Origin of the sequence: Providencia sneebia DSM 19967, assembly GCF_000314895.2 — a bacterium.
In the GTDB taxonomy this organism is placed as follows: Bacteria; Pseudomonadota; Gammaproteobacteria; order Enterobacterales; family Enterobacteriaceae; genus Providencia; species Providencia sneebia.
This window is the reverse complement of sequence record NZ_CM001773.1, coordinates 3,719,372-3,743,699: the sequence shown is the minus strand read 5'-3', so window position 1 is coordinate 3,743,699 and position 24,328 is coordinate 3,719,372. Positions and strand designations below refer to the sequence as shown.

The following is a 24,328-nucleotide window of genomic DNA, read 5'->3' as shown; positions in this document are numbered from 1 at the left end:
TTTTTCTATTTCATTTTCTGATTTTTACGAGTGCAGATTGATTGTCGTCTATAATGTACGCATAGTTTGGTTAATTTCAGGGTTATTTTGTGATTGAAATCATATTTTTATGAAATTAATGTAACTTGATTTCTTCTAAAGGTGATTTTTGTCACTAAAACATGCGAAGTTTGCCGCTATATTAATGACAACGTATAAATTCAATGATGCCATTGTGTAAAGGAGTTTGATATGTCTGACGTATTCCATTTAGGTCTCAAAAAAAGTGACTTACAAGGAGCGACCGTTGCGATTGTTCCCGGTGACCCAAACCGCGTAGAAAAAATAGCACGCTTGATGAACAACCCAGTGCACCTTGCTTCTTTACGTGAGTTTACTTCTTGGCGTGGCGAACTTGATGGGAAGTCTGTCATTATTTGTTCTACTGGTATTGGCGGCCCTTCTACCTCTATTGCTGTTGAAGAGCTGGCTCAATTAGGTATTCGTACATTTTTGCGTATCGGAACAACCGGGGCCATCCAAGAAAATATCAATGTTGGTGATGTCTTGGTAACAACAGGGGCTGTAAGATTAGACGGTGCAAGCCAACATTTCGCGCCAATTGAATATCCAGCTGTTGCAGATTTTACTTGTACTAATGCGCTTTATGACGCAGCTAAAGAAGCTGGCGCGACTGTACATGTGGGTGTGACAGCATCATCAGATACTTTCTACCCAGGCCAAGAACGTTACGATACCTATACGGGTCGCGTCATTCGTCACTTCAAAGGTTCGATGAAAGAGTGGCAAGAATTAGGTGTGATGAACTACGAAATGGAATCAGCCACTTTACTGACCATGTGTTCAAGCCAAGGATTGCGTGCAGGTATGGTCGCGGGTGTTATTGTTAATCGTACTCAACAAGAAATACCAAATGAAGCGCTACTGAAAAAACAGAAAGTAATGTTTTAGGTATTGTGGTTGAAGCTGCGCGCCGCTTAATCTAGCGAGCATTATGGACTTGCCTATTCCTTTTATCACTCGGTTGTGAATAAAAATAGGTGAGTCCAAAATAATTTATTTTCTCTTATTAATCTCTCTATTGTTATATTCACTTATTCTTAATACCTGTGCGATTAACAGGTATTTTTTCTGATTTTTTTCTTGTGATAATCTGATATTGTTTCTATAGAAATTAAATTTATGGCACAAATTCGTTATTATTTCAGGGCGCTGAATAATCAACCTCTGCCACACAGAGCTATATAATTTGCAGTATGATAATTATAAACAAATATAAATAGGATAATTATGACAACAGTACAGGACCTTCACCCTAGTGTATTGCCTTTGAAAGGTGGAATAAATTTTCGCGACCTCGGTGGGAAACAACTTTCTAACGGGCATAAAATTAAATCAGGCATGTTATTTCGCTCAGGTGCATTAGACAGTTTAACTGACAATGACTTATCAGTTTTGCAATCTAAAAACATTTATCAAATATTAGATTATCGTGATTTTGCTGAAATTGAAATCAAACCTGATTTAGTTTGGGATGGTGCGCATTATGTCCATTCTCCAGCAAATCCAATTGCAAAAGAAGTCAGTGCAGCTTTAGACCAATTAACACCTGAACTACTGGATGCTTTTGATCCTAAAGTATTTATGAATCGCCTTTATGAATTACTTCCCCTCAATAATCCGGCATATCACCAACTCGTGAGTATGCTAAAACAACCAGAAAAAGGCGGAATAGTTCAGCATTGTGCAGTCGGTAAAGATAGAACGGGTGTCGGTTCCGCATTAGTGCTATTTGCTCTTGGTGCAGATTTAGATACGGTAATGGAAGATTATTTACTGACCAATGAAACGTTGGCACCTTATCGTAAACATTTACTTGAAGAGCATGCCAAAACAATGAGTCCGAATGTGGTCAAGAAATTTGAGTATGTTTACTCAGTTCAAGAAGATTTCTTGATGACGGCAATAAAGAGCATTAATACCAATTATGGTAGTATAGATAAATGGTTAGAAAAAGATTTTGCATTAGATAATGCAGGTCGCAGCTTATTGCAAAGTTATTTTCTTGAATAGCTAGTTTAAGGTTGGTTTAGTGCAATCAGGATACTGTACTAAATCAACTGATTTCAAAGAGAGAAAATAGCAATGACTTTGAATGAAATCGTGTCAATTGTGACAGAGTTTACCCGTCAACATGAAATGTGGGCACTACCCATTATCTTTTTATTAGCCTTTGGAGAATCCCTCGCTTTTATCTCATTATTAGTTCCTGCAACTGTGATTTTGTTGGGGTTAGGGGCTTTAATTGGTGAAAGTGGGTTAGTATTTTGGCCAGTGTGGTTAGCCGCAGCCTTAGGGGCATTTTTTGGTGATTGGCTCTCTTACTGGTTTGGCTTTCATTACAAAGAAAATGTCCGCAAAATGTGGCCAATTTCCCGTAAGCCACAAATGCTCGATAGAGGACAGCACTTCTTTAACCGTTGGGGTGTGTGGAGTGTGTTTTTTGGGCGCTTTTTTGGTCCATTTAGAGCGGTGATCCCATTAGTTGCAGGTATCTGTAAGATGCCAAAGCATCATTTTCAAATTGCTAACTTTTTTTCCGCACTGATTTGGGCATTTGGTATTTTAGCGCCAGGCGCATTTGGCATTCGCTGGTTAGCACAATGGATGGGATAAGTTGCGAAGCCGCTCGCAATTTATTAAGTAATAACAATTAGCTCTGGACAAATGTACAGTGCTTTAATTACCTTATTTAATATCGGGTAACGTAAGGATTTTACTGTGGATATTTCCCTTTTATATGGGGTTATTGGTGCTCTTGGTGGTATTTTAATTGGCGGTTTAGCTGTTTGGTTTTCTATTGCACAAAAAATTAACCAAAAAGAGCTAGAACTACAGCAAATCAGTCGGCAATTTGCTGCAAGTGAAGAAAAAAATATTCATTTGGCAGAATGGAAAAGTGAATATGAGCGCCTTGACCAAGAGCTTCGAACTCAAAGGGATATAAATCGTGAACAAGAAGCAGAATTGCGTGAAATTACCACCCGATTTGAACAAAACCAACTTGCGAATGAAGAAAAACAGCGTTTATTACAAAGTAGCGAGCAACGTTTAACTGTCCAATTTGAAAATCTGGCGAATCGTATCTTCGAACAGAATGAGCGTCGCGCTTCAGAACAACAACAGAAAAGTATTATTAGCATGTTGTCGCCATTTCGTGAGCAATTAGAGGGTTTTCGCCAACAAGTACAGCAAAGTTTTGGTGAGGAAGCTAAAGAAAGGCACACATTAACTTATGAAATTCGGCAATTACAACAGCTGAATAATCAAATGACGAAAGAAGCAATCAATCTAACCCGAGCCTTGAAAGGGGATAATAAAATACAAGGGAATTGGGGAGAAACAATTCTTTCGCGCATTTTAGAAGCTTCCGGCTTACGTAAAGGCTATGAATTTGAGACACAAGTTAGTATAAATACGAGTTATAATACTCGCTATCAACCTGATGTCATTATTCGTTTACCAGAAGGCAAAGATGTTGTTGTAGATGCAAAAATGTCATTAGTTGCTTATGAAAATTATTTTAATAGTGAAGAGTCTGCTGAGCAGCAAAATGCAATCAAAAACCATGTAGCTTCAATTCGCAATCATATGCGTATGTTGAGCCGAAAAGATTACCATCAGCTGCCCGGTATTCGCTCACTTGATTATGTATTAATGTTTATTCCGATTGAGCCAGCCTATTTATTAGCATTGAAAGAATCGCCAGAATTGCTTGATGAAGGAATAAAACAGAATATCATGTTAGTTTGTCCGTCTACTTTGCTAGTCGCAGTTCGGACAATCAATAATTTATGGCGTTATGAACGCCAAGGGCAGAATGCCCAAGAAATTGCGACGAAAGCAGCAAGAATGTATGACAAGCTGCGTCTTTTTGTTGAAGACATGCAGCTGTTAGGCGTCAACCTTGATAAAGCGGATAGTGCTTACCAATCTGCGATGAAGCGACTTGCAGAAGGCCGAGGTAATTTGATTAGCCAAGCTGAAAGTTTTAAAGATATGGGCGTTGAAATAAAACAGCCGATTGATCCTCAGTTAGTTGAGAAATCAGGTGCGTCTTATTGTGCGGAATCTGAGACTTCTTAATAGGGTTTTACTCCAAAGGCTGTTACACTTTCCACAAAAGTTTGAATTATAAACAGGCATAATAGAAATGACAGAACCATCTAAAGAAACCATAGATTTTGGTTTCCGTACTGTAGGTAAAGAAGATAAAGCTAATCTTGTAGCGAATGTTTTTCACTCTGTAGCATCTAAATATGATTTGATGAATGACCTAATGTCTTTCGGTATTCACCGTATTTGGAAACGTTTTACGATTGAAGCGAGTGGTGTACGTCGTAATCAACGTGTACTTGACCTTGCAGGCGGTACGGGTGATTTAACGGCTAAGTTTTCCCGTCTTGTAGGTGAAAAAGGTGAAGTAGTTCTTGCTGACATTAATGATTCAATGCTGAAAATAGGTCGTGAAAAATTACGCGATCTTGGGATTGTTGGTAATGTGAGTTATGTTCAGGCAAATGCGGAAGAACTCCCTTTCCCTGATAACTATTTTGATTGCATCACCATCTCTTTTGGTCTGCGTAATGTCACAGACAAAAATAAAGCATTGCGTTCTATGCAACGAGTACTAAAGCCAGGTGGTCGCTTATTAGTGCTTGAGTTTTCAAAACCTGTTCTTGAACCGTTGAACAAAGCTTATGATGCTTATTCATTCCATATATTACCGCGTATTGGTCAAGCTATTGTCAGCGATGCAGATAGCTACCGTTACCTTGCTGAATCTATCCGTATGCATCCTGATCAAGAAACGCTCAAATCGATGATGGAAGAAGCGGGGCTAGAACAAGTGACTTACACCAATATGACTGGTGGTATTGTTGCATTGCATAAAGGATTTAAATTCTAAGATGGAAGTGGCAGCAGCACAGACAGAGAATCAAAATACGGCGCTCTACTCTTTAATGACGGCATTTATGGAAACAGCACTCAATAGCATGCTGTTTAAAGAGTCCGTATTAAAACCTGCTCGGATGCGCTTGGCAGGCAAAGTCATGTCTATAGACTTGAAAGAGCTTAATAAAAAATTGACGCTAGTCTTTACAGATAATCATGTTGATGTATTAAGTCAATGGTCTGAACCTGCTGATTGCACAATCAAAACATCACTATTCACCCTAATCAAACTGAAAGATAAACAGCAGTTATCACAGTTAATTAATAGCGGCGATATAGTCATTGAAGGTGATATGCAGGTAGTACAACATTGGTCATCTCTTTTGGATATGGCCATTTGGGATCCTGCACATTATCTATCTCCTTATCTTGGGGATGTTGTTGCTCAAGGTGTTAGCCAAGTTGTTCGTAAAGGAACTCGCTTTGCCGTAAACTTAGGCTGCCGCCAAAAAACCTATCTCAAAGATATTCTCTTTGAAGAGTGGAAAATGTCACCTAGCCAACTTGAGTTTGCTTATTTTAGTGATGAAGTTGAACAAGTTGCTGATTCACTAAGCCAATTAGAACAACGCCTGCGCCAGCTGGAGGAGCGGAATGACTCCCGGTGAAATAAAACGCCTTTACTTTATTATTCAGGTATTTCTCTCATATGGTCTGGATGAGTTAATTCCCAAAACTAAATTAACATTACCTTTACGTATTGGGCGTTTTGGTTTTTTTGGATAAAAAATCAACATAAAGAGATGCCAATTGGTGAACGTTTGCGTTTAGCATTACAAGAATTGGGTCCTGTTTGGATCAAATTTGGGCAAATGTTATCGACGCGACGTGACCTATTTTCACCCGCAATAGCTGACCAACTGTCTTTATTACAAGACCAAGTTGCAAGTTTTGATGGTAAATTAGCCCGCCGCTATATTGAAGAATCATTAGGTGGGCCATTAGAACAATGGTTTGATGATTTTGACGAAAAAGCGTTAGCTTCCGCGTCTATTGCACAAGTTCATACTGCAATATTAAAGGAAAATGGCAAAGAAGTTGTGATAAAAGTCATTCGTCCCGATATCTTGCCAGTGATAAAAGCTGACCTAAAATTAATGAATCGTATCGCCAGTTGGGTCCCTTTATTACCCGATGGTAGGCGTTTGCGTCCAAAAGAAGTTGTTCGCGAATATGAAAAAACATTAATTGATGAGCTAAATCTTTTACGTGAATCAGCTAATGCTATCCAGCTTCGTCGTAACTTTGAAAATAGCTCGATGCTATACATTCCCGAAGTATATGTAGATTATTGTCGTGAAAACGTCATGGTCATGGAACGTATTTATGGTGTTTCAGTTTCCGATATTAAAGGCTTAGAAGCTCAGGGAACGAATATGAAACTATTAGCGGAAAGAGGAGTGAAGGTGTTCTTTACTCAAGTTTTCCGTGACAGTTTCTTCCATGCCGATATGCATCCTGGTAATGTTTTTGTCAGTTATGATCATCCTGAAGATCCACTTTATATTGGTATTGACTGCGGTATTGTAGGCTCATTAAATAAAGAAGATAAACGTTATCTAGCTGAAAACTTTATTGCATTCTTTAACCGAGATTACCGTAAAGTTGCGGAGCTACATGTTGATTCAGGCTGGGTACCTTCTGATACCAATATTGAAGATTTTGAATTTGCAATCAGAACTGTTTGTGAACCTATTTTTGAAAAACCACTTGCTGAAATATCCTTTGGGCATGTTTTATTAAACCTATTTAATACGGCTCGACGTTTTAATATGCAGGTACAGCCCCAGTTAGTGTTATTACAAAAAACATTGCTCTATATTGAAGGGCTAGGTAGGCAACTTTATCCGCAACTAGACTTGTGGAAAACGGCGAAGCCATTTTTAGAAGATTGGGTACATAGCCAGATTGGTATTCCAGCAATAACTCAAGCGCTAAAAGAGAAAGCACCCTATTGGGCAGAAAAAATGCCTGAGATCCCCGATTTAATTTACGGTGCTTTACGCCAGCACAAATACTTGCAGTCCAATATTGAACATTTGACTCAAGAACTGAAGCAACAGCGTGATAGACAGCGGAAATCTCAGTATCTATTAGGCGTTGGTGCAACATTCATATTGTGCGGAAGCCTATTTTTTATATCTGATTCTACACAAGCCGCTATAGCCTTTATGGTTGTAGGCGCGTTATCATGGGTGATTGGGTGGTTTAAAACGGGAAGAAATTAAGTATATCTTGTTTTACGACAACTTTATCGCTAGGCGAAAATTTCCGTATTTCGAACAGGTTGTATATAATGGGATTAATAACTATTGATCCCAATCCTATCTATAGAGGTAAAAACAATGGAATCAACTATTGCAATGGCTGCTTTCGGTAGTCCTTGGCAGCTTATCATTATTGCTTTACTGATTATTTTAATTTTCGGCACCAAGAAATTACGTTCTCTAGGCTCAGATCTAGGTGAATCATTGAAAGGCTTTAAAAAAGCAATGAATGATGATGAAGCCGCTAAGTCAGCAAAAGAAGAGCAAGAGAAAAAAGATGCTGATTTTGCTACTAAAAATATCACAGAACAGCAGGCTTCTGAGAAAAAAGAGAGTCCTGTTGAGAGCAAAAATAAAGAGCAGGGTTAATCCGTGTTTGACATAGGTTTCAGTGAGCTGCTGCTTGTTGCAGTGATTGGCTTGGTCGTATTAGGCCCCGAGCGTCTACCCGTTGCCGTGAGAACTGTTGCTGGGTGGATCCGTGCTATGCGTGCTCTAGCGACGAATGTGCAAAATGAATTGTCACAAGAACTCAAATTGCAAGAGTTACAAGAAACTCTAAAAAAAGTTGAAGAGAAAGCGGATATGGAAGCGCTTTCTCCGGAACTTAAGCAATCAATGGAAGAGCTTCGCCAAGCAGCACAGTCATTAAAAACGGGCTATCAGTCAACGGCAAATGAAGTTGAAGATGAGCTAAACAAAGCTAAAGAGCTAACTGAAAACTACGATAATGCAGTTAAAAATGCTCAAGGAACAGCTCCACAAGTAGAAGAGTCAGATCCTGATCCTGAATATGCGGCTAAAATGGCAAGTGTTGTTGAGGAGCCGGAAGCGCCATCAGTACTGAAAAGTAGTGAACAGCAAACTCTCTCTGCAGATAAAAAAACGAATCAGACAGAAAGTGAAAAATAGAACATGGCGGTAAATGATACACAACCACTTATTAGCCACTTAATTGAACTTAGAAAGCGGCTATTAAATTGTTTGATTACGGTTTTAATTGTTTTTGCTGCATTGGCTTATTTTTCAAATGATATATATCGGTTAGTCGCCGCTCCTTTGATTGATAAGTTACCTGTTGGCTCGCAAATGAGTGCGACAGACGTAGCATCAACGTTTTTTACCCCAATTAAATTGACTTTGATGGTATCTGTATTTATTTCCATCCCTGTCATTTTGTATCAAGTTTGGGCGTTTATTGCACCAGCACTCTATAAGCATGAACGCAAGTTGATGCTGCCTTTGCTTGTTTCTAGTAGTTTTCTTTTTTATCTAGGAATGGCATTTGCTTATTTTGTTGTTTTCCCGCTGGCTTTTGGTTTCTTTGTAAAAACCACACCTGATAGCGTCAACTTTATTCCTGATATTAGTAAATATCTTAGTTTTGTTATGACGTTATTTATGGCATTTGGTGCAGCATTTGAAGTTCCTATCGCCATTATCTTACTTTGCTGGACAGGTGTCACAACACCGGAATCACTCAAACGTAAGCGTCCTTATATTCTTGTCGGTGCTTTCATTGTTGGGATGTTTTTAACCCCACCTGATGTGCTTTCACAGACATTACTTGCAGTACCCATGTATTTGTTATTTGAACTTGGTGTGCTTCTTTCTAATTTTTATGTTGGTAAAGGAAGAAGAAAGCAAGATGATACCGAAGAAGACGAAGAAGAATAGACAAATAAATGTTGCTGGAAATTTATTCTCCGCCTGATACACAAAAAGCCCATCATGGGCTTAATGAAATTGATTCAATATATTGAAATAAAAGGATTTATTTCTTTCAATATCCTCATATTGACCACATCTATCAAGCATGCTCATTTTTTAAATGGGCATGCTATATTTCCAGTGACATTTTTTGTGACATAATTTTAAAATAATTATTTTTACTTAAATTTTATTTATATTATTATTTACCGCGTTTTTTTATAGAATTTATTATTATCATTTTAAGATAGGGATATATGAAATGTCATATTCAAATAAATCAGTTCCACAAGAGATTAAACGTTGGAATTGGGGTGCTTTTGTTTTTAACATTATATGGGGCTTTGGAAATAAATCATTTTTGCCTTTACTAATGCTGATACCTATTTTCAATGTAGTTTGGATGTTTGTTTGTGGTTTTAAAGGTAATGAGTGGGCTTGGAAAAATGGAGATTATGATTCACCAGAAACATTTATGAAGGTTCAAGAAACCTGGAATAGAGCTGGGTTAGTTTATTTCATTATAATGATTATTTCTGCTTTCTTATTTTTCTTATTATTTTCTTCTACATTAATGGCTGTCATTGTAGGTAGTACTGCGCAAGGTAATTACTAAAATTAATTACCTATCTGGTAATTAATTATTTTTAGTTAAAATCATATTACTGATTTTGTGTTACCTACGTTTGACATATCATTGATATGGTAAAACTCCTATGCTGTAAAGCGATAAACAATTGGTTAGATTTGAGTGATGGGCGTATTTTTGCAAAACTATGAAGAGTGTCCACTCACTGACCCACTGTAGCACGATTAGGCGCTTTTTAGCGCCTTTATCATATAATTAATATATTGTTTTTATTGAATATATTGATTTGATGGGAGTAAAAAAAGCCCATATATGGGCTTTTTTGCTATTAAAAATAAGCTTAAAAGAATAAATTACTCAGTCGATTTTTTAAACTGTTTATTATCTAATGCCTTAGTAACATTTTTATTTAATATATTAAGTAACAAAATCGATCTGGTTTCACCATCCGGTTCGCAATAAATAGCTTTAATACCCGCAAAAATACCCTCAGTAATGACAACATGATCACCACTCATTGGCGTTTCAGGAGCAACCAGCTTAGCGACTGGAGTGAGTTGTAGAACCTCAATAATTTCATCTGGAATAATTGCAGGGTTTAGACCAAAACGAACAAAATGGCTAACACCTCGCGTTGATTGTATTGTTGTTGTGTGGATCTTGTTATGGTCAAACTTTACAAACAGGTAATTAGGGAATAACGGCTCTTGTACGATTGTCCGTTTTCCTCTAACCATTTTTTCAATTTCTGCCATTGGGGTAATACAAGTCACATTTTGTCTACTTAAATGCTCAATAGCGCGATCGATTTGGCCTCGCTTACAATATAACAGGTACCATTTTTCCATTTTCTAAATCCAGAACAACAAATATATGCTTATGATAACAAATTCTGCTATAAAAATGTGACTAATCGATCCAGTCCGAATATCATTAAGAATCAGGTGCATATCTTAACTTAAGCTAAATCATTTATGACTAATGATTATATAATAATTAGTCACGTAGGAGATGAGATGGAAATTTTTTTATTGAGCAATGGCAAGCTTCCAGGTAACCCAACATGGTTAAGCTATGCTTTACCACGCATTCACGAAATGATTGAGCGTAAGAATATCAAATCAGCAGTTTTAGTTCCTTATGCGGTTCTGCGTGGTTGCCATGATGAAAGAGCTGAACAGTTAAGTGATGCATTGGGAATTGACGTTAAATCCATTGAGCACTTTGCTAACCCAGTTGAAGCTATAGAACAAGCAGAATGTATTCTTGTCAGTGGTGGAAATACATGGTGGCTGAACAAATGCTTACATGAAAATGGTCTAATTGTTGCTATTCAACGTGCCGTGAGAGAGCGTGACATTCCTTACATTGGTTGGAGTGCTGGGTGTAATGTGGCAACACCAAGTATTCGCACAACAAATGATATGCCAGTCAGTAATGCGGTTATTATGCCTTCTTTGGGGCTATTTCCATTACAAATCAATCCTCATTATATTGATGCGCATATCTCAGGACATATGGGGGAAACGCGTGATGAAAGGATACAAGAGTTTTGTGTCATTAATCCTCACGAGGTTGTTGTTGCCCTAAGAGAAGGCAGCGGTTTTCAAATTAAAGGTAATGAGCTGAGCTATTTTAGTGGTAAAGGTGATGGTTTTAAATTATTCCAGCATAACCAATCATTTTCTGAACAATTTAATACTAAATCATTAAAAGAACTTGTTCCTTTTGATTGCCAATAAATTGAGATATTCCAGCAGGTTTTGTTTTATTTCGCTGGTTATAACTGAGTACATTGGCGGATTATTAGGATAACTAAATTGATTTTTAATTGTTTTTATGGGTAACTTGTAACCTTAGCCGGACGTCTTATAATGAGGCTCCCTCTGCAATAGTAAAAGAAGATAATGAAATACCGTGATCTAAGAGATTTTGTCGCGCAGCTTGAAAAGCAAGGCGAACTAAAGCGTATTACGATGGAAGTCGATCCTTATCTGGAAATGACGGAAATAGCTGACCGTACGCTAAGAGCAGGGGGACCCGCTTTATTATTTGAAAACCCAAAAGGTTACAACATGCCTGTTCTTTGTAATTTGTTTGGTACAACCAAACGCGTTGCAATGGGGATGGGGCAAGAAGATATTAAAGCGTTACATGAAGTTGGTCAGTTGCTTGCTTTTTTAAAAGAGCCAGATCCACCGAAAGGCTTTCGTGACTTATTTGATAAACTACCAAAATTCAAGCAAGTTCTTAATATGCCAGCTAAAAGGTTAAGTTCAGCGCCTTGCCAAGAACACATTTGGGCTGGTGAAGATGTGGATTTAACAAAAATTCCAGTCATGCATTGTTGGCCTGAAGATGCAGCACCTTTAATTACTTGGGGCTTAACAGTCACGAAAGGTCCGAATAAAGAGCGGCAAAATCTAGGTATTTATCGTCAGCAGGTTCTTGGCAAAAATAAGCTCATTATGCGTTGGCTATCTCATCGAGGTGGTGCACTTGATTTTCAGGAGTGGTGCGAACAGCATCCCGGTGAAAAATTCCCAGTAGCAGTAGCTCTCGGTGCAGATCCTGCAACCATCCTTGGTGCCGTAACGCCTGTTCCTGATACTTTGTCTGAATATGCTTTTGCTGGTTTATTGCGTGGTAATAAGACGGAAGTCGTCAAGTGTATTTCAAATGACCTTGAAGTACCTGCCGGCGCTGAAATTATCCTTGAAGGGTATATTGAACCGGGTGAAGTTGCTCCTGAAGGGCCATATGGCGATCACACTGGCTATTATAATGAAATAGACACTTTCCCTGTTTTTACTGTCACTCATGTCACGCAGCGCAGTGATGCGATTTATCATTCCACTTATACTGGTCGCCCGCCCGATGAGCCTGCGGTATTGGGTGAGGCTTTAAATGAAGTCTTAGTGCCTATTTTGCGTAAGCAATTCCCAGAAATTATTGATTTTTATCTCCCGCCAGAAGGTTGTTCGTATCGCCTTGCGATTGTCACGATGAAAAAGCAATATGCGGGTCATGCAAAGCGTGTGATGATGGGCGTTTGGTCTTATCTTAGACAGTTTATGTATACTAAGTTTGTTATTGTTTGTGATGATGATATCAATGCGCGAGATTGGAAAGATGTGATTTGGGCGATTACGACGCGTATGGACCCAGCTCGCGACACCGTTATGATGGAAAATACGCCAATTGATTATCTGGATTTTGCATCTCCGGTCTCTGGTTTGGGATCAAAAATGGGACTTGATGCAACGAATAAATGGCCGGGCGAAACTGATAGGGAGTGGGGACGACCTATTGTTATGGATGAAAAAGTGAAGTCACGAGTTGATGATATCTGGGATCAATTAAATATTTTTGATAAATAAGAGGGAAGCCATGGCAACTTTGAGCTGCAAAGTCACATCTGTCGAGTCTATAACGGATACAGTTTATCGGGTTATTTTGTTGCCGGATGGCCCTTTTCATTTTAAAGCAGGTCAGTATTTAATGGTTGTGATGGATGAGCGTGATAAGCGACCATTCTCGATGGCTTCAACACCTGCAAATAAAGAAACGATTGAACTTCATATTGGCGCTTCTGAAATCAATCTTTATGCGATGGCTGTTATGGATAGGATTTTAGAACAGCATCGAATTGATATTGATATTCCTCATGGTAAAGCTTGGTTCAGAGAACATAGCCAAAACCCAATGATTTTAGTTGCAGGTGGCACTGGGTTTTCTTATACGCACTCCGTATTACTTGCTGCTTTAATGGAAAATCCTGAGAGAGATATTACATTTTATTGGGGCGGGCGCCAGTTAGAGCATCTTTATGATCTTGGTGAGCTTCAAGAATTAAGTGAGCGTTATCCAAATCTTAAAATTGTTCCTATTGTAGAGCAGCCCGATGAATTATGGCGTGGTAGAACAGGAACTGTTTTGAGCGCAGTGTTAGAGGATTTTGGTGATCTCTCTTCCCATGATATTTATATTGCAGGCCGTTTTGAAATGGCAAAAATTGCAAGAGAGCGTTTTTGTTCTGAACGTAATGCTAAGGCTGAGCAATTATTTGGTGATGCATACGAGTTTATTTAATTTATATAAATAAACTATCAATTTTAAGAAAGAACCCTATAAAATTGAGCTGTCTGACTACAGCTCTTTTTTATAGGGATTTTTTATTTATACTGATAATGTTATAAATCAGTTTTAAATGCAATGGTCTTTATATTCAATTAGTTATCATTTTTTTGATTCTTGCATACCTTCTTATATTCATTAATATTCAAATATTGATATTAAATATGAGACTAATAATGATATTTTTTGTATATATTTTATATATTTTATATATTTTATATATTTTATATATTTTATATATTTTAAATAATTATTTGTTATTAACATATATAACCACACAGTATAATAATTTTATCAAGATAAAGGAGTCAGGCTTGAATAAAACAAATCAAAGTATTAATTTAGGTAGGATAAATTTTAAAACACCAAAATCAATTAAAGTATCGAATAATAAATCATTAGGGAGAAACATAAAAAGTATATCTAATATTAATCGTAGTGCTCGTTTATACGATGATAAAGATACAATACATTTTTTGGATATGCTTATATCACCAAGTTATATTAAGAAAAATATTCCTTATACCAAATCAAAAATGGTGGCTGTTTATGGTTTTACATCACATCAAAGAGATGCATCTGATTATATAAGGACGTTAAATCATCATTATATAACTAAACTAATTGATATCTTTCAGAATGGAATGGGAATCTCAGTTAATAATTGTGATCTTAAAAAAACAACGACTAATACCTTATTAAAAAATATTTCCATTATTTCTAAAGGAATATATAACTTTAAACAAATTGGTGATTCTTTAGGTTATGTGGATGGTTCGCTCTGTAAAATGGTCGATTATGTAGAAAGTAATAAATCTAAAATGGATTTTTTTGCTTCATTCGGAGATAAAAAACGTCGATTGCTAACGTATGAGGCTACATCTTTGGTATCTGATAATGTAGATTATAAGAAGTTACGTGACTTCATAAATAATAATAATATTCTGGATAATAAAAATATTCATGAGGTGGAAGCTCAACTTAGAAGTATGCATGCCCGCGGTAAATTATCACGTGATGATCTACACGGGATGTCTGTGTTAATACACAATTGTTTCTTAAAAAAGCTTCGCTATTTGGTTGATGAGTATATACAAAATAATCAAGAAGTTTGTGATAAAATTTATGATGTTGTAACGATTGCAGCACTTAATCATAGATTAGATATTATAGCATATTATGATGATATTGATAATGTAAGTAAAGAAGGATTATTATACAATATACAAAATTTATCAAAGGATATTGCAACAAGAGTTATAATTCCTAGCGAATATTTAAATGATACATATAATTACACAGATGATTTACTTTATAAATGGCATGACTATTTGAAAGTAAATCAAACAAAGCTAGATGTTTTTCATTATGTTAATGCTAAAAATCTATCGACAGATGAAAAAAATAAGTTAATAAAAAATCTATTATTAAAAAATAGTTCTGGTGCAGTTGATATCAAAAATCTAGATTGTTTTATAAAGGGGAATAATCTATTTGATAATAAAAATATTCATCAGGCTGAGCGTCAACTCAGAACAATGTATAATGATGATTGTCTATCTCTTGAAATAATGTACGGAATTCATGAATTAATTCAAACGCATTTTTTTAGAAACTCCAGTAAATTAGGTGTGGATTTTTTTAATAAAAATAATATAACTATATTAAGTTCTTGGAATAAACCCTCTAAAATAAGAGCTGAAAAAATTACAAAAATGGAGATAGAAAACAAACATTATAATAATAATGAGAGAAGGGTAGTCGGTAATCAAGAAATTCGTGAACCTATCACTTTTTCTGAAATTAGGCATATGCTTAGAAAATATAAAAATGATACCGATGGTATTACACGCATTTTTATGGATGGAGATTCTATTGAATTTGCCGCAGGAATTGATAAAGGACAATGGATAAAACAAGATAAATCTACATTGAGAGAATCAGTATAATTAAATCAAAAAGTTAAAAAAATTATCTAGTTATTCATAATCATTAAGAATAAAAAGCCCGCCCCTGACTAGGCGGGAATATCTACAAGATACAACAGAACTACGGCAAACCTATTATCTTTATATGATTTAGATACGTTCAATGATTGTTGCAATTCCTTGACCGAAACCGATACACATTGTTGCTAATCCGAATTGTTTATCTTTTTGTTCTAATTGATTAAGTAATGCTGTGGTAATTCTTGAACCTGAGCAACCAAGAGGATGACCTAAAGCAATGGCTCCACCATGTAAGTTTACTTTTTCATCGATCTGACTTTCAGGTACTTTCAGGCCTTTTAAACAGGCAAGGGATTGCGCTGCAAATGCTTCATTCAATTCAATCAGGTCAATATCAGCCAGTGAAAGTCCCGCACGTTTTAGAGCAAGCTCTGTTGCAGGTACTGGACCAAAACCCATAATTGAAGGGTCGCAACCGACAACTGCCATTGACCGAACACGCGCTCTTGGTTTTATTCCCCGTTCTTTTGCATAAGTTTCACTGGTTAATAGCATGGCGGATGCACCATCAGAAAGTGCAGATGAATTACCCGCGGTTACTGTGCCATTAACCGGGTCAAATGCTGGACGCAAGGAAGATAAACTTTCAAGGTTAGCATCAAAACGGATCACTTCATCGTAATTAACAGAAAAAAGATTGCCACTGCTGTCATGCCCTGCAATTGGGACTATTTCATGTTTAAATTTGCCATCACGGGTCGCTTGAGCAGCCCTTAGGTGTGACCTAAGTGCAAAAGCATCTTGCTCTTGTCGGCTAATTTTATACATTTGTGCCAGCATTTCTGCTGTTAATCCCATTGCACCTGCGGCTTTTGCCACGCGTAAAGTCAGTTTAGGGTTGAAGTCTACGCCATGATTCATCGGAACATGGCCCATATGTTCTACACCGCCAATCAAGACAGAGTCCGCATCTCCAGTCATAATCAGTCTACTGGCATCATGTAAAGCTTGCATTGATGAACCGCATAGCCGATTAACTGTTACAGCAGGAACGGTATGAGGAATATCAGTTAATAGGGCTGAGTTTTTGGCAACATTAAAACCTTGTTCTAGTGTTTGTTGTACACATCCCCAAATAATGTCATTAAGATCTTTTTTATTGGCATTAGGGTTGCGTTCAAATATGGCATTCATCAGATGTGCAGAGAGGTCTTCCGCTCTAGTGTGGCGAAAAACACCACCTTTTGAACGCCCCATTGGTGTACGTATTCCATCGATAATAACGATATTTTCCATACTCTTAGCCTCTCTCAACATTTTTGATATCAATATTCACAACAGCTGGCTGCGGATAATAGCTTTCATTATTTTTAGATTTCTCTTTAAGACCATTAGGTATTTGATAAAGTGGACTTAAGTGCGTAAAGGCTTCAGCTGTTTTGACATAAGATTGGGTGCCCAATGTATCTAAATAACGGAAAGCACCCCCACGGAATGGCGGGAAGCCAAGCCCATAAACTAAAGCAATATCAGCATCAGCAGGGCTGTCGATGATCCTTTCTTCTAAGCAACGAACAACTTCATTGATCATCGGGATCATCATGCGAGAAATGATCTCTTCTTTGGTAAATGAACGTTTTTCTTTACGAATAGCACTTAACAGCTCATCTGTTGTTGGATCATCAATTTTTTTCGGCTTTCCTTTTTTATCTTTTTCATATTGATAAAATCCTTTGCCATTTTTTTGCCCAAAACGTTGATTCTCAAATAAGACATCAATAGCATTTTTGCTATTTTTAGCCATGCGCTCTGGGAAACCTTGTGCCATGACTTGTTCTGCATGAAAACCAGTATCAATACCAACCACATCTAACAAGTAAGCAGGGCCCATTGGCCAGCCAAACTCTTTTTCCATGACTTTATCTATTTCCCTAAAGTCTGCGCCATCTTGTACTAATAGATTAAAGGCAGCAAAGTAAGGGAATAGTACTCGGTTGACAAAAAAGCCCGGGCAATCATTGACAACAATAGGGGTTTTGCCCATTTTGCTGGCATAAGCAACCACTTTTGCAATTGTGTCATCAGAGGTCAGTTTGCCCCGAATAACTTCAACGAGTGGCATGCGGTGAACTGGATTAAAAAAGTGCATTCCACAGAAATTTTCTGGGCGCTGAAGAGATTTTGCTAATTCTGAGATAGGGATAGTTGACGTGTTTGACGCAATAATGGTTTCAGGTTCAACATATTTTTCGACTTCAGCTAATACAGATGATTTAATTTTGGGATTCTCTACCACTGCTTCGACAACAATCTGTGAATTTTCGATCCCAGAATATGAGAGTGAAGGATGGATTGAAGCAAGGACTTTAGCCATTTTTGAAGCATTTATTCTTCCCCGCTCAAATTGACCATTCAATAATTTATGTGCTTCTTCAATGCCTAAATCTAAAGATTTATCATTGATGTCTTTCATGAAGACAGGCACACCTTTACTGGCTGATTGATAAGCTATTCCGCCACCCATAATACCAGCACCAAGCACAGCGGCATGTTGAGGTGCTTCAACATGACGAGCAAGTTGTTTACTTGTGGCTTTAATATATTGGTCATTAAGAAATATGCTCACTAATGCACGAGCAACATCAGTATGGGCGAGAGGAACAAAAGCTGCTGTTTCATGCTTAAGTGCTTCATTACGCGCACAATTAGCGGCTTTTTCTATGGTATTCACGGCAACCATTGGTGCAGGGTAATGTTTTCCTGCAACTTTATACACCATTCCTTTTGCAACATTGAAACTCATTGCTTGTTCTATTGGGCTAAGTTGCAAAGGATTTAGCTTAGGTGAGCGTCTTTGTTGCCAGTTTATCGCACCTGAAATAGCTGATTCAATCAAGGCGAGAGCAGCTTCAGCTAACTGTGACGTTTCAACAATGGCATCAATTAGCCCAAGTTTGAGTGCTTCTGGACTACTAACATCTTTTCCTGCGGTGATGATTTCTAACGCGCTATCTAGCCCAATTAATCTAGGCAGGCGCACTGAACCACCAAAACCAGGCATAATGCCAAGTTTGGTTTCAGGTAGCCCAATACGAGCATCTGGGGAGGCAATTCGAAAATCAGTGGCTAAGATACATTCACAGCCACCACCTAATGCATATCCATTGATTGCACTAATGGTTGGAACCGGTAAATCTTCAATGCGGTTAAATATCTGATTAGCATAATTCAACCATTCAGTCAGTGTTTCTTTTGGCGCTTCAAAAAGCGAAAGAAATTCTTTGATATCGGCACCTACAATAAATGCAGGTTTATCCGATCTGAAAATAACACCGAGTAAGTCGGGCTGTTGTTCAAGAACAGTGACTGTTTCATTAAGTGAAGCAACGGTATGAGTATCCAACTTATTTATTGGTCCAGGTGAGTTAAAAACGAGTTCTGCAATACCTGTTTTCAACCATTGAACATAGATCACTTCACTTTGATAAAGCATGCTGTTCTCCTCTGATGATTTAATCATCTGGTATGACCAGATTGTTTTGAGTGTGACCAGAATGTTAATTAAATGCAAATATTTGATTAATGAATTGGAAGGTAGATCACAGCTATTAAGTAGAATGTATTTAAATAAAAATGATATTTTAATTAATAATCAATCAATTAAATTGATATTTACGACAGCTCATACCCGCATATTAAAGAACGTGTTAAGCTTGGATTTTCTAATCAAGCTCAAAGGTTGAAGGAAATGGAAAAACTGACTGAACTCTACGCTGAACATATTAAAACTTTGCAAGAACGAACTCAGCAAGTCTTACAACGCAGTAAATTAGATGCCGTACTCATTCACTCCGGTGACCCACAACGTATTTTTTTGGATGACAGAGATTATCCGTTTAAAGTCAACGCACATTTCAAAGCATGGGTTCCAGTCACTGATGTTCCACATTCATGGCTATTAGTTGATGGTATTAATAAACCTAAGTTATGGTTTTATTCACCAGTAGACTATTGGCATAGTGTTGAGCCGCTACCAAATGGTTTTTGGACAAAAGAAGTCGAACTGATTCATCTAAAAAACGCTGATGATATTAATGAATTTTTAGCGAATCTTTCTAAAGAGCATGTTGCTTATATCGGCCCTAATAAAGCAAAAGCAGAATCTTTAGGTATTCGCCTGCATAATATTAATCCTAAACCTGTCATTGATTTTTATCATTACCACCGTTCATATAAAACTGATTATGAAATGTACTGTATGCGAGAAGCACAGAAAATGGCGGTAAATGGTCATTTATCTGCGTTTGAAGGCTTCCAAGCAGGCATGAGTGAATTTGATATCAATATTAGTTACTTGGAAGCGACTGGTCATCGTGATACAGATGTGCCTTATGACAATATCATCGCGATAAATGAAAATGCAGCCGTTTTGCACTATACAAAATTACAGCAAAAGGCACCGAGTGAATCTCGCAGCTTTTTAATTGATGCAGGTGCAGAATATAATGGTTATGCTGCTGATATTACGAGAACCTATGCTGCGAAAAATAAAAACGATTTTGCCGCGTTAGTTGCAGACTTAAACAAGCAACAGCTCTCGTTAATTGATTCAATTAAAGCGGGTGTTCGCTACACAGATTACCATGTCGATATGCATTATCGGATCGCAAAATTATTGAAAAAACATTCAATAATTAAGGATATCAGTGAAGAAGCAATGGTAGAGCAAGGTATTACAACACCTTTCTTACCTCATGGGTTAGGACATCTATTAGGCTTACAGGTTCATGATGCTGGTGGATTTATGCAAGATGAAGACGGAACATTACTTGCTGCGCCTAAAATGTATCCATTTCTTCGTTGTACTCGAGTGATAGAACCAAGAATGGTTGTCACTATTGAACCGGGCCTCTATTTTATTGAATCTTTACTTTCCCCTTGGCGTGCAGGTGAGTTCACCCGATATTTTAATTGGGATAAAATTGAACAATTCAAACCTTATGGGGGAATTCGTATTGAAGATAACATCATCATTCACCATAATCGGGTTGAAAATATGACTCGAGACCTGCATTTACCTTAATGAAATCTTATTTAATTCCGGCAGAATCCATTTCTTTTGTAGAAGAAATTAAAAAAAGCCGTTTTATTACCTATTTAGCACACACTGAGGGTATTGATGCTGCGAAGGAGTATATTCAATCCATCAAAGCACAGTATCCTGATGCCCGGCACCATTGCTGGGCATTCGTTGCTGGACGGCCAGATGATTCCCAACAATTGGGCTTTTCTGATGATGGTGAACCTACGGGTACGGCAGGTAAACCTATTATGGCTCAATTGCTTGGCAGCCAGATCGGTGAAATTACCTGTGTTGTTGTGCGCTATTTTGGTGGTATAAAACTTGGCACAGGCGGTTTAGTTAAAGCGTATGGAAATGGTGCCCAGCAAGCACTTAAGTTGTTGCCAACGGAAATAAAAGTACCGCAAAAAATTTTCCATTTGGTATGTGATTACTCATTGATTAATAATGTTGAACAACTTATTACTCAGGTCAATGGCATGATAGTACATAGTGACTACAATGAAGTTGTACGTTTGCGTATTTCCATTCCAACGACCTTAGAACAAGATGTTAATGATAAATTACGTGATATAAGCCGCGGTGCTTTAGAACTCATACCTGAATCTATAAATAGTTAATTGGTTAGCAAGGAATCTGCCGAATGCATTTTCGTGCAATAACCCGTATTGTCGGGCTGCTCGTTATTATCTTCTCTTTTACGATGATCGTCCCCGGCATTGTCGCGCTTATTTATCGTGATGGTGCAGGACGAGCTTTTAGCCAAACATTTGTCGCTGCTTTAATTATTGGCTTAATGTTATGGATACCAACGCGTAACAGCAAACATGAGCTGAAGGCAAAAGAAGGTTTTTTAATTGTTGTTTTATTCTGGACAGTTCTGGGGAGTGTGGGGGCTTTGCCCTTCATTTTTTCAGAGCGCCCAAATCTTTCAGTTACAGATGCTTTTTTTGAATCCTTTTCAGGGCTGACAACAACGGGGGCAACAACACTTGTTGGTCTAGATACATTACCAAAAGCCATTTTATTTTATCGGCAGATGCTACAGTGGCTCGGTGGTATGGGGATCATTGTCTTAGCTGTGGCAATTCTTCCCTTATTAGGGGTCGGTGGCATGCAGCTTTATCGCGCGGAAATGCCCGGGCCATTAAAAGATAATAAAATGCGGCCACGAATTGCAGAAACCGCAAAAACCCTTTGGCTTATTTATGTTTTACTTACCATTGTGTGTGCTATTGCTTTGTGGCTTGCAGGAATGGATGTCTTTGATGCTATTTCACATAGCTTTTCAACAATAGCGATAGGTGGCTTTTCAACCCATGATGCCAGTATTGGCTATTTTAATAGTCCAGCAATTAATACCATTATTGCCGTATTTTTGATTATTTCAGGGTGTAATTTCGGCTTACACTTTGCCGTATTAACAGGGCGGAGTTTAGGGATATATTGGAAAGATCCTGAATTTAAAACCTTTATTAGTTTTCAGCTAGTGCTCGTTATTATTTGTACGTTGGTACTGCTCTACCATGCAGTATACGATTCGTTTGGGCAAACTTTAGATCAAGCCTTTTTCCAAGTCGTTTCAATGGCAACAACCGCAGGGTTTACAACAGATAGCTTCTCTGGTTGGCCGCTCTTTTTACCTATGCTTCTATTATGTGCTGCTTTTGTTGGAGGCTGTGCTGGTTCAACAGGTGGTGGCTTAAAGGTCATACGGATTTTATTATTATTCCTTCAAGGCTCTCGAGAATTAAAGAGGTTAGTTCACCCTAACGCCGTGTATACGATTAAGCTAGGGCAAAGGGCATTACCAGAACGCATTATCGAAGCCGTATGGGGATTCTTTTCAGCTTATGCACTTGTCTTTATTGTTAGCTTATTAATCTTAATAGCAACAGGTGTTGATGAGTTTTCTGCTTTTTCTGCTATCGCGACAACATTAAATAACCTTGGGCCCGGTTTAGGATCGGTTGCGGATAATTTCACATCAATGAATCCGGTGGGTAAATGGATACTTGTTGTGACTATGCTATTTGGGCGTCTTGAAGTTTTCACTTTATTGGTATTATTTACGCCAACCTTCTGGCGTGATTAGTTGAATAGGATTAACAATGAGTTATTTACTCTTATATTCAAGTACGGATGGTCAAACTAAAAAGATTGTCTTAACAATAGCTGAACAATTGAGAACACAAGGTTGTCAGTGTGATATACGGGATCTGAACACTGAAAAAAATCTTAATTTATCTGCTTATAATAAGGTATTAGTAGGTGCGTCTATTCGTTATGGGCATTTTAATAAAAGGCTTCTACGATTTGCGACAGCCTATCAAAATCAGCTTAATACAATGAAAACTGCCTTTTTTAGCGTCAATCTTACAGCAAGAAAAGAAGGTAAGGATACTCCAGCTACAAATGCTTATACCCGAAAGTTTTTAGAAAAGAGTCCATGGAGCCCAACGCTTATTTCCGTATTCGCAGGTGCTTTGTGCTATCCGCGGTATAGCTGGTTTGATAGAACAATGATCCGCTTATTATGAAAATGACAAATGGACCTACAGACCCGCAAACAGAAATAGAATATACCAATTGGGATAAAGTAAATAAGTTTGTAGAGGAATTTCAACAATTGTAGTGTGTATTTTCTACAAAAAGTTGTGATTTTAAACGATTGGTTTAATATTTCATCGGTTGAAATAAAAAATCAAAAAAACACTTGCCAGAATTCTCCAGCTCCCTATAATGCGCATCCACTGACCGGGAACAAGGCGATGCAAAGCAACGCTGAGTGATGGAGCCGCAGTTAACAACTTGAAGTTAAATGACTTAATGTTAAGTGAAGTGCTAACCAAAACGGCAGCGAGATGTTCTGAAAAGAAAAAGCGAAAAAAAGCTTGACATCTCGAAAAGGTAAGCGTATTATACGCCCCCTTGCGTTAAAGACCTCTGGTCACTATCCAAAAGATAGTCGCAACGCTCTTTAACAATTTATCAGACAATCTGTGTGGGCACTCACAAGACACTATCAAAAAATATTTGATTGAAAAAGTCTTGAAGAGTGACTAACACGTTAATTCATATACATATGAACTAATAGGTAATCTGGTTTCTTCGGAAATCAGGCGACAGTAAAGATTCTTTGAGCATCAAACACTTTTAATTGAAGAGTTTGATCATGGCTCAGATTGAACGCTGGCGGCAGGCCTAACACATGCAAGTCGAGCGGTAACAGGGGAAGCTTGCTTCTCGCTGACGAGCGGCGGACGGGTGAGTAATGTATGGGGATCTGCCCGATAGAGGGGGATAACCACTGGAAACGGTGGCTAATACCGCATAATCTCTTTGGAGCAAAGCAGGGGAACTTCGGTCCTTGCGCTATCGGATGAACCCATATGGGATTAGCTAGTAGGTGAGGTAATGGCTCACCTAGGCGACGATCCCTAGCTGGTCTGAGAGGATGATCAGCCACACTGGGACTGAGACACGGCCCAAACTCCTACGGCGAGGCACCAGTGGGGAATATTGCACATTGGGCGCAAGCCTGATGCATCCCCGCCTCGTGTCTGAAGAACGTCTT

At 37.9% G+C, this 24,328-nt stretch carries 19 protein-coding genes and 3 pseudogenes; 19 read left to right on the top strand and 3 right to left on the bottom strand.

Features of this window, described 5'->3' with window-relative positions; translation table 11 throughout:
- Positions 1–231 precede the first annotated feature (231 nt).
- From udp to OO7_RS15470, 11 genes and pseudogenes are all read left to right on the top strand, one after another.
- Positions 232–986: pseudogene (gene udp, locus OO7_RS15520) on the top strand (uridine phosphorylase).
- Between the two features lie 304 nt (positions 987–1,290).
- Positions 1,291–2,073: a tyrosine-protein phosphatase gene (locus tag OO7_RS15515; RefSeq protein ID WP_008916885.1), complete on the top strand. Its 783-nt coding sequence runs from the start codon at positions 1,291–1,293 to the stop codon at positions 2,071–2,073.
- Positions 2,074–2,145: 72 nt separating this feature from the next.
- Positions 2,146–2,676, top strand: a complete 531-nt coding sequence (locus tag OO7_RS15510; protein WP_008916884.1) for a DedA family protein — start codon at positions 2,146–2,148, stop codon at positions 2,674–2,676.
- A 105-nt stretch (positions 2,677–2,781) separates the two neighbouring features.
- Positions 2,782–4,146 carry a DNA recombination protein RmuC gene (gene rmuC, locus OO7_RS15505; protein WP_008916883.1) on the top strand — a complete coding sequence of 455 codons (1,365 nt, stop codon included), beginning with the start codon at positions 2,782–2,784 and terminating at the stop codon, positions 4,144–4,146.
- Between the two features lie 67 nt (positions 4,147–4,213).
- Positions 4,214–4,969: a bifunctional demethylmenaquinone methyltransferase/2-methoxy-6-polyprenyl-1,4-benzoquinol methylase UbiE gene (gene ubiE / locus OO7_RS15500; protein ID WP_008916882.1), complete on the top strand. Its 756-nt coding sequence runs from the start codon at positions 4,214–4,216 to the stop codon at positions 4,967–4,969.
- 1 nt (position 4,970) lies between these two features.
- Positions 4,971–5,624 carry a ubiquinone biosynthesis accessory factor UbiJ gene (locus OO7_RS15495; RefSeq protein ID WP_008916881.1) on the top strand — a complete coding sequence of 218 codons (654 nt, stop codon included), beginning with the start codon at positions 4,971–4,973 and terminating at the stop codon, positions 5,622–5,624.
- Positions 5,611–7,244, top strand: a pseudogene (gene ubiB, locus OO7_RS15490) (ubiquinone biosynthesis regulatory protein kinase UbiB). Before OO7_RS15495 ends, ubiB begins: the two are co-directional and overlap by 14 nt.
- Positions 7,245–7,361: 117 nt before the next feature.
- On the top strand, positions 7,362–7,652 hold the full coding sequence (gene tatA, locus OO7_RS15485) for a twin-arginine translocase TatA/TatE family subunit (RefSeq protein ID WP_008916878.1): 291 nt from the start codon (positions 7,362–7,364) through the stop codon (positions 7,650–7,652).
- A gap of 3 nt (positions 7,653–7,655) precedes the next feature.
- The gene (gene tatB / locus OO7_RS15480) at positions 7,656–8,195 is read left to right on the top strand and encodes a Sec-independent protein translocase protein TatB (protein ID WP_008916877.1); all 540 of its coding nucleotides are present in this window, start codon (positions 7,656–7,658) and stop codon (positions 8,193–8,195) included.
- Between the two features lie 3 nt (positions 8,196–8,198).
- Entirely contained in the window at positions 8,199–8,960 is a 762-nt protein-coding gene (gene tatC, locus OO7_RS15475) for a Sec-independent protein translocase subunit TatC (RefSeq protein WP_008916876.1), read from the top strand.
- 295 nt (positions 8,961–9,255) lie between these two features.
- Positions 9,256–9,609 carry a hypothetical protein gene (locus OO7_RS15470; RefSeq protein WP_008916875.1) on the top strand — a complete coding sequence of 118 codons (354 nt, stop codon included), beginning with the start codon at positions 9,256–9,258 and terminating at the stop codon, positions 9,607–9,609.
- Between the two features lie 326 nt (positions 9,610–9,935).
- Here OO7_RS15470 and rfaH read toward each other — a convergent pair whose 3' ends face one another.
- Positions 9,936–10,430, bottom strand: coding sequence for a transcription/translation regulatory transformer protein RfaH (gene rfaH / locus OO7_RS15465; RefSeq protein WP_008916874.1), 495 nt, complete (start codon positions 10,428–10,430; stop codon positions 9,936–9,938).
- A gap of 168 nt (positions 10,431–10,598) precedes the next feature.
- Between rfaH and pepE the strand changes: the two genes are divergently transcribed.
- The 4 genes from pepE to OO7_RS15445 all read left to right on the top strand — a co-directional run bounded on the left by pepE (position 10,599) and on the right by OO7_RS15445 (position 15,668).
- Positions 10,599–11,324, top strand: coding sequence for a dipeptidase PepE (gene pepE / locus OO7_RS15460; protein ID WP_008916873.1), 726 nt, complete (start codon positions 10,599–10,601; stop codon positions 11,322–11,324).
- A gap of 165 nt (positions 11,325–11,489) precedes the next feature.
- Positions 11,490–12,962: a 4-hydroxy-3-polyprenylbenzoate decarboxylase gene (gene ubiD, locus OO7_RS15455; RefSeq protein WP_008916872.1), complete on the top strand. Its 1,473-nt coding sequence runs from the start codon at positions 11,490–11,492 to the stop codon at positions 12,960–12,962.
- 10 nt (positions 12,963–12,972) lie between these two features.
- Complete coding sequence (fre, locus tag OO7_RS15450; protein ID WP_008916871.1) at positions 12,973–13,674, top strand: NAD(P)H-flavin reductase; 702 nt, start codon at positions 12,973–12,975, stop codon at positions 13,672–13,674.
- A 359-nt stretch (positions 13,675–14,033) separates the two neighbouring features.
- Positions 14,034–15,668 carry a hypothetical protein gene (locus tag OO7_RS15445; protein ID WP_156823157.1) on the top strand — a complete coding sequence of 545 codons (1,635 nt, stop codon included), beginning with the start codon at positions 14,034–14,036 and terminating at the stop codon, positions 15,666–15,668.
- Positions 15,669–15,797: 129 nt separating this feature from the next.
- Here the strand turns inward: OO7_RS15445 and fadA are convergent, their stop codons facing one another.
- On the bottom strand, positions 15,798–16,964 hold the full coding sequence (gene fadA / locus OO7_RS15440) for an acetyl-CoA C-acyltransferase FadA (RefSeq protein ID WP_008916869.1): 1,167 nt from the start codon (positions 16,962–16,964) through the stop codon (positions 15,798–15,800).
- A gap of 4 nt (positions 16,965–16,968) precedes the next feature.
- Positions 16,969–19,161, bottom strand: a complete 2,193-nt coding sequence (gene fadB, locus OO7_RS15435) for a fatty acid oxidation complex subunit alpha FadB (RefSeq protein WP_008916868.1) — start codon at positions 19,159–19,161, stop codon at positions 16,969–16,971.
- Between the two features lie 255 nt (positions 19,162–19,416).
- On the opposite strand from fadB, the gene pepQ reads away from it, so the two are divergent.
- The 4 genes and pseudogenes from pepQ to hemG all read left to right on the top strand — a co-directional run bounded on the left by pepQ (position 19,417) and on the right by hemG (position 23,386).
- A complete protein-coding gene (pepQ, locus tag OO7_RS15425) occupies positions 19,417–20,751 on the top strand; it encodes a Xaa-Pro dipeptidase (RefSeq protein WP_008916867.1) in 1,335 nt (444 codons plus the stop codon).
- Positions 20,751–21,371, top strand: coding sequence for an IMPACT family protein (locus OO7_RS15420; RefSeq protein ID WP_008916866.1), 621 nt, complete (start codon positions 20,751–20,753; stop codon positions 21,369–21,371). The genes pepQ and OO7_RS15420 overlap by 1 nt, the downstream gene beginning before the upstream one ends.
- Before the next feature lie 23 nt (positions 21,372–21,394).
- Positions 21,395–22,846, top strand: a complete 1,452-nt coding sequence (trkH, locus tag OO7_RS15415; RefSeq protein ID WP_008916865.1) for a Trk system potassium transporter TrkH — start codon at positions 21,395–21,397, stop codon at positions 22,844–22,846.
- 16 nt (positions 22,847–22,862) lie between these two features.
- A pseudogene (gene hemG, locus OO7_RS15410) lies at positions 22,863–23,386 on the top strand (menaquinone-dependent protoporphyrinogen IX dehydrogenase).
- The last annotated feature ends 942 nt before the right edge of the window (positions 23,387–24,328 follow it).

What these genes read in the sequence shown, in the direction of transcription:
- OO7_RS15515 (WP_008916885.1), top strand. Translation starts at nt 1,291, where the DNA reads ATGACAACAGTACAGGACCTTCACCCTAGTGTATTGCCTTTGAAAGGT.
- OO7_RS15510 (WP_008916884.1), top strand. Translation starts at nt 2,146, where the DNA reads ATGACTTTGAATGAAATCGTGTCAATTGTGACAGAGTTTACCCGTCAA.
- ubiE (WP_008916882.1), top strand. Translation starts at nt 4,214, where the DNA reads ATGACAGAACCATCTAAAGAAACCATAGATTTTGGTTTCCGTACTGTA.
- OO7_RS15495 (WP_008916881.1), top strand. Translation starts at nt 4,971, where the DNA reads ATGGAAGTGGCAGCAGCACAGACAGAGAATCAAAATACGGCGCTCTAC.
- tatA (WP_008916878.1), top strand. Translation starts at nt 7,362, where the DNA reads ATGGAATCAACTATTGCAATGGCTGCTTTCGGTAGTCCTTGGCAGCTT.
- tatC (WP_008916876.1), top strand. Translation starts at nt 8,199, where the DNA reads ATGGCGGTAAATGATACACAACCACTTATTAGCCACTTAATTGAACTT.
- OO7_RS15470 (WP_008916875.1), top strand. Translation starts at nt 9,256, where the DNA reads ATGTCATATTCAAATAAATCAGTTCCACAAGAGATTAAACGTTGGAAT.
- rfaH (WP_008916874.1), bottom strand. Translation starts at nt 10,430, where the DNA reads ATGGAAAAATGGTACCTGTTATATTGTAAGCGAGGCCAAATCGATCGC.
- pepE (WP_008916873.1), top strand. Translation starts at nt 10,599, where the DNA reads ATGGAAATTTTTTTATTGAGCAATGGCAAGCTTCCAGGTAACCCAACA.
- ubiD (WP_008916872.1), top strand. Translation starts at nt 11,490, where the DNA reads ATGAAATACCGTGATCTAAGAGATTTTGTCGCGCAGCTTGAAAAGCAA.
- fre (WP_008916871.1), top strand. Translation starts at nt 12,973, where the DNA reads ATGGCAACTTTGAGCTGCAAAGTCACATCTGTCGAGTCTATAACGGAT.
- fadA (WP_008916869.1), bottom strand. Translation starts at nt 16,964, where the DNA reads ATGGAAAATATCGTTATTATCGATGGAATACGTACACCAATGGGGCGT.
- fadB (WP_008916868.1), bottom strand. Translation starts at nt 19,161, where the DNA reads ATGCTTTATCAAAGTGAAGTGATCTATGTTCAATGGTTGAAAACAGGT.
- pepQ (WP_008916867.1), top strand. Translation starts at nt 19,417, where the DNA reads ATGGAAAAACTGACTGAACTCTACGCTGAACATATTAAAACTTTGCAA.
- OO7_RS15420 (WP_008916866.1), top strand. Translation starts at nt 20,751, where the DNA reads ATGAAATCTTATTTAATTCCGGCAGAATCCATTTCTTTTGTAGAAGAA.
- trkH (WP_008916865.1), top strand. Translation starts at nt 21,395, where the DNA reads ATGCATTTTCGTGCAATAACCCGTATTGTCGGGCTGCTCGTTATTATC.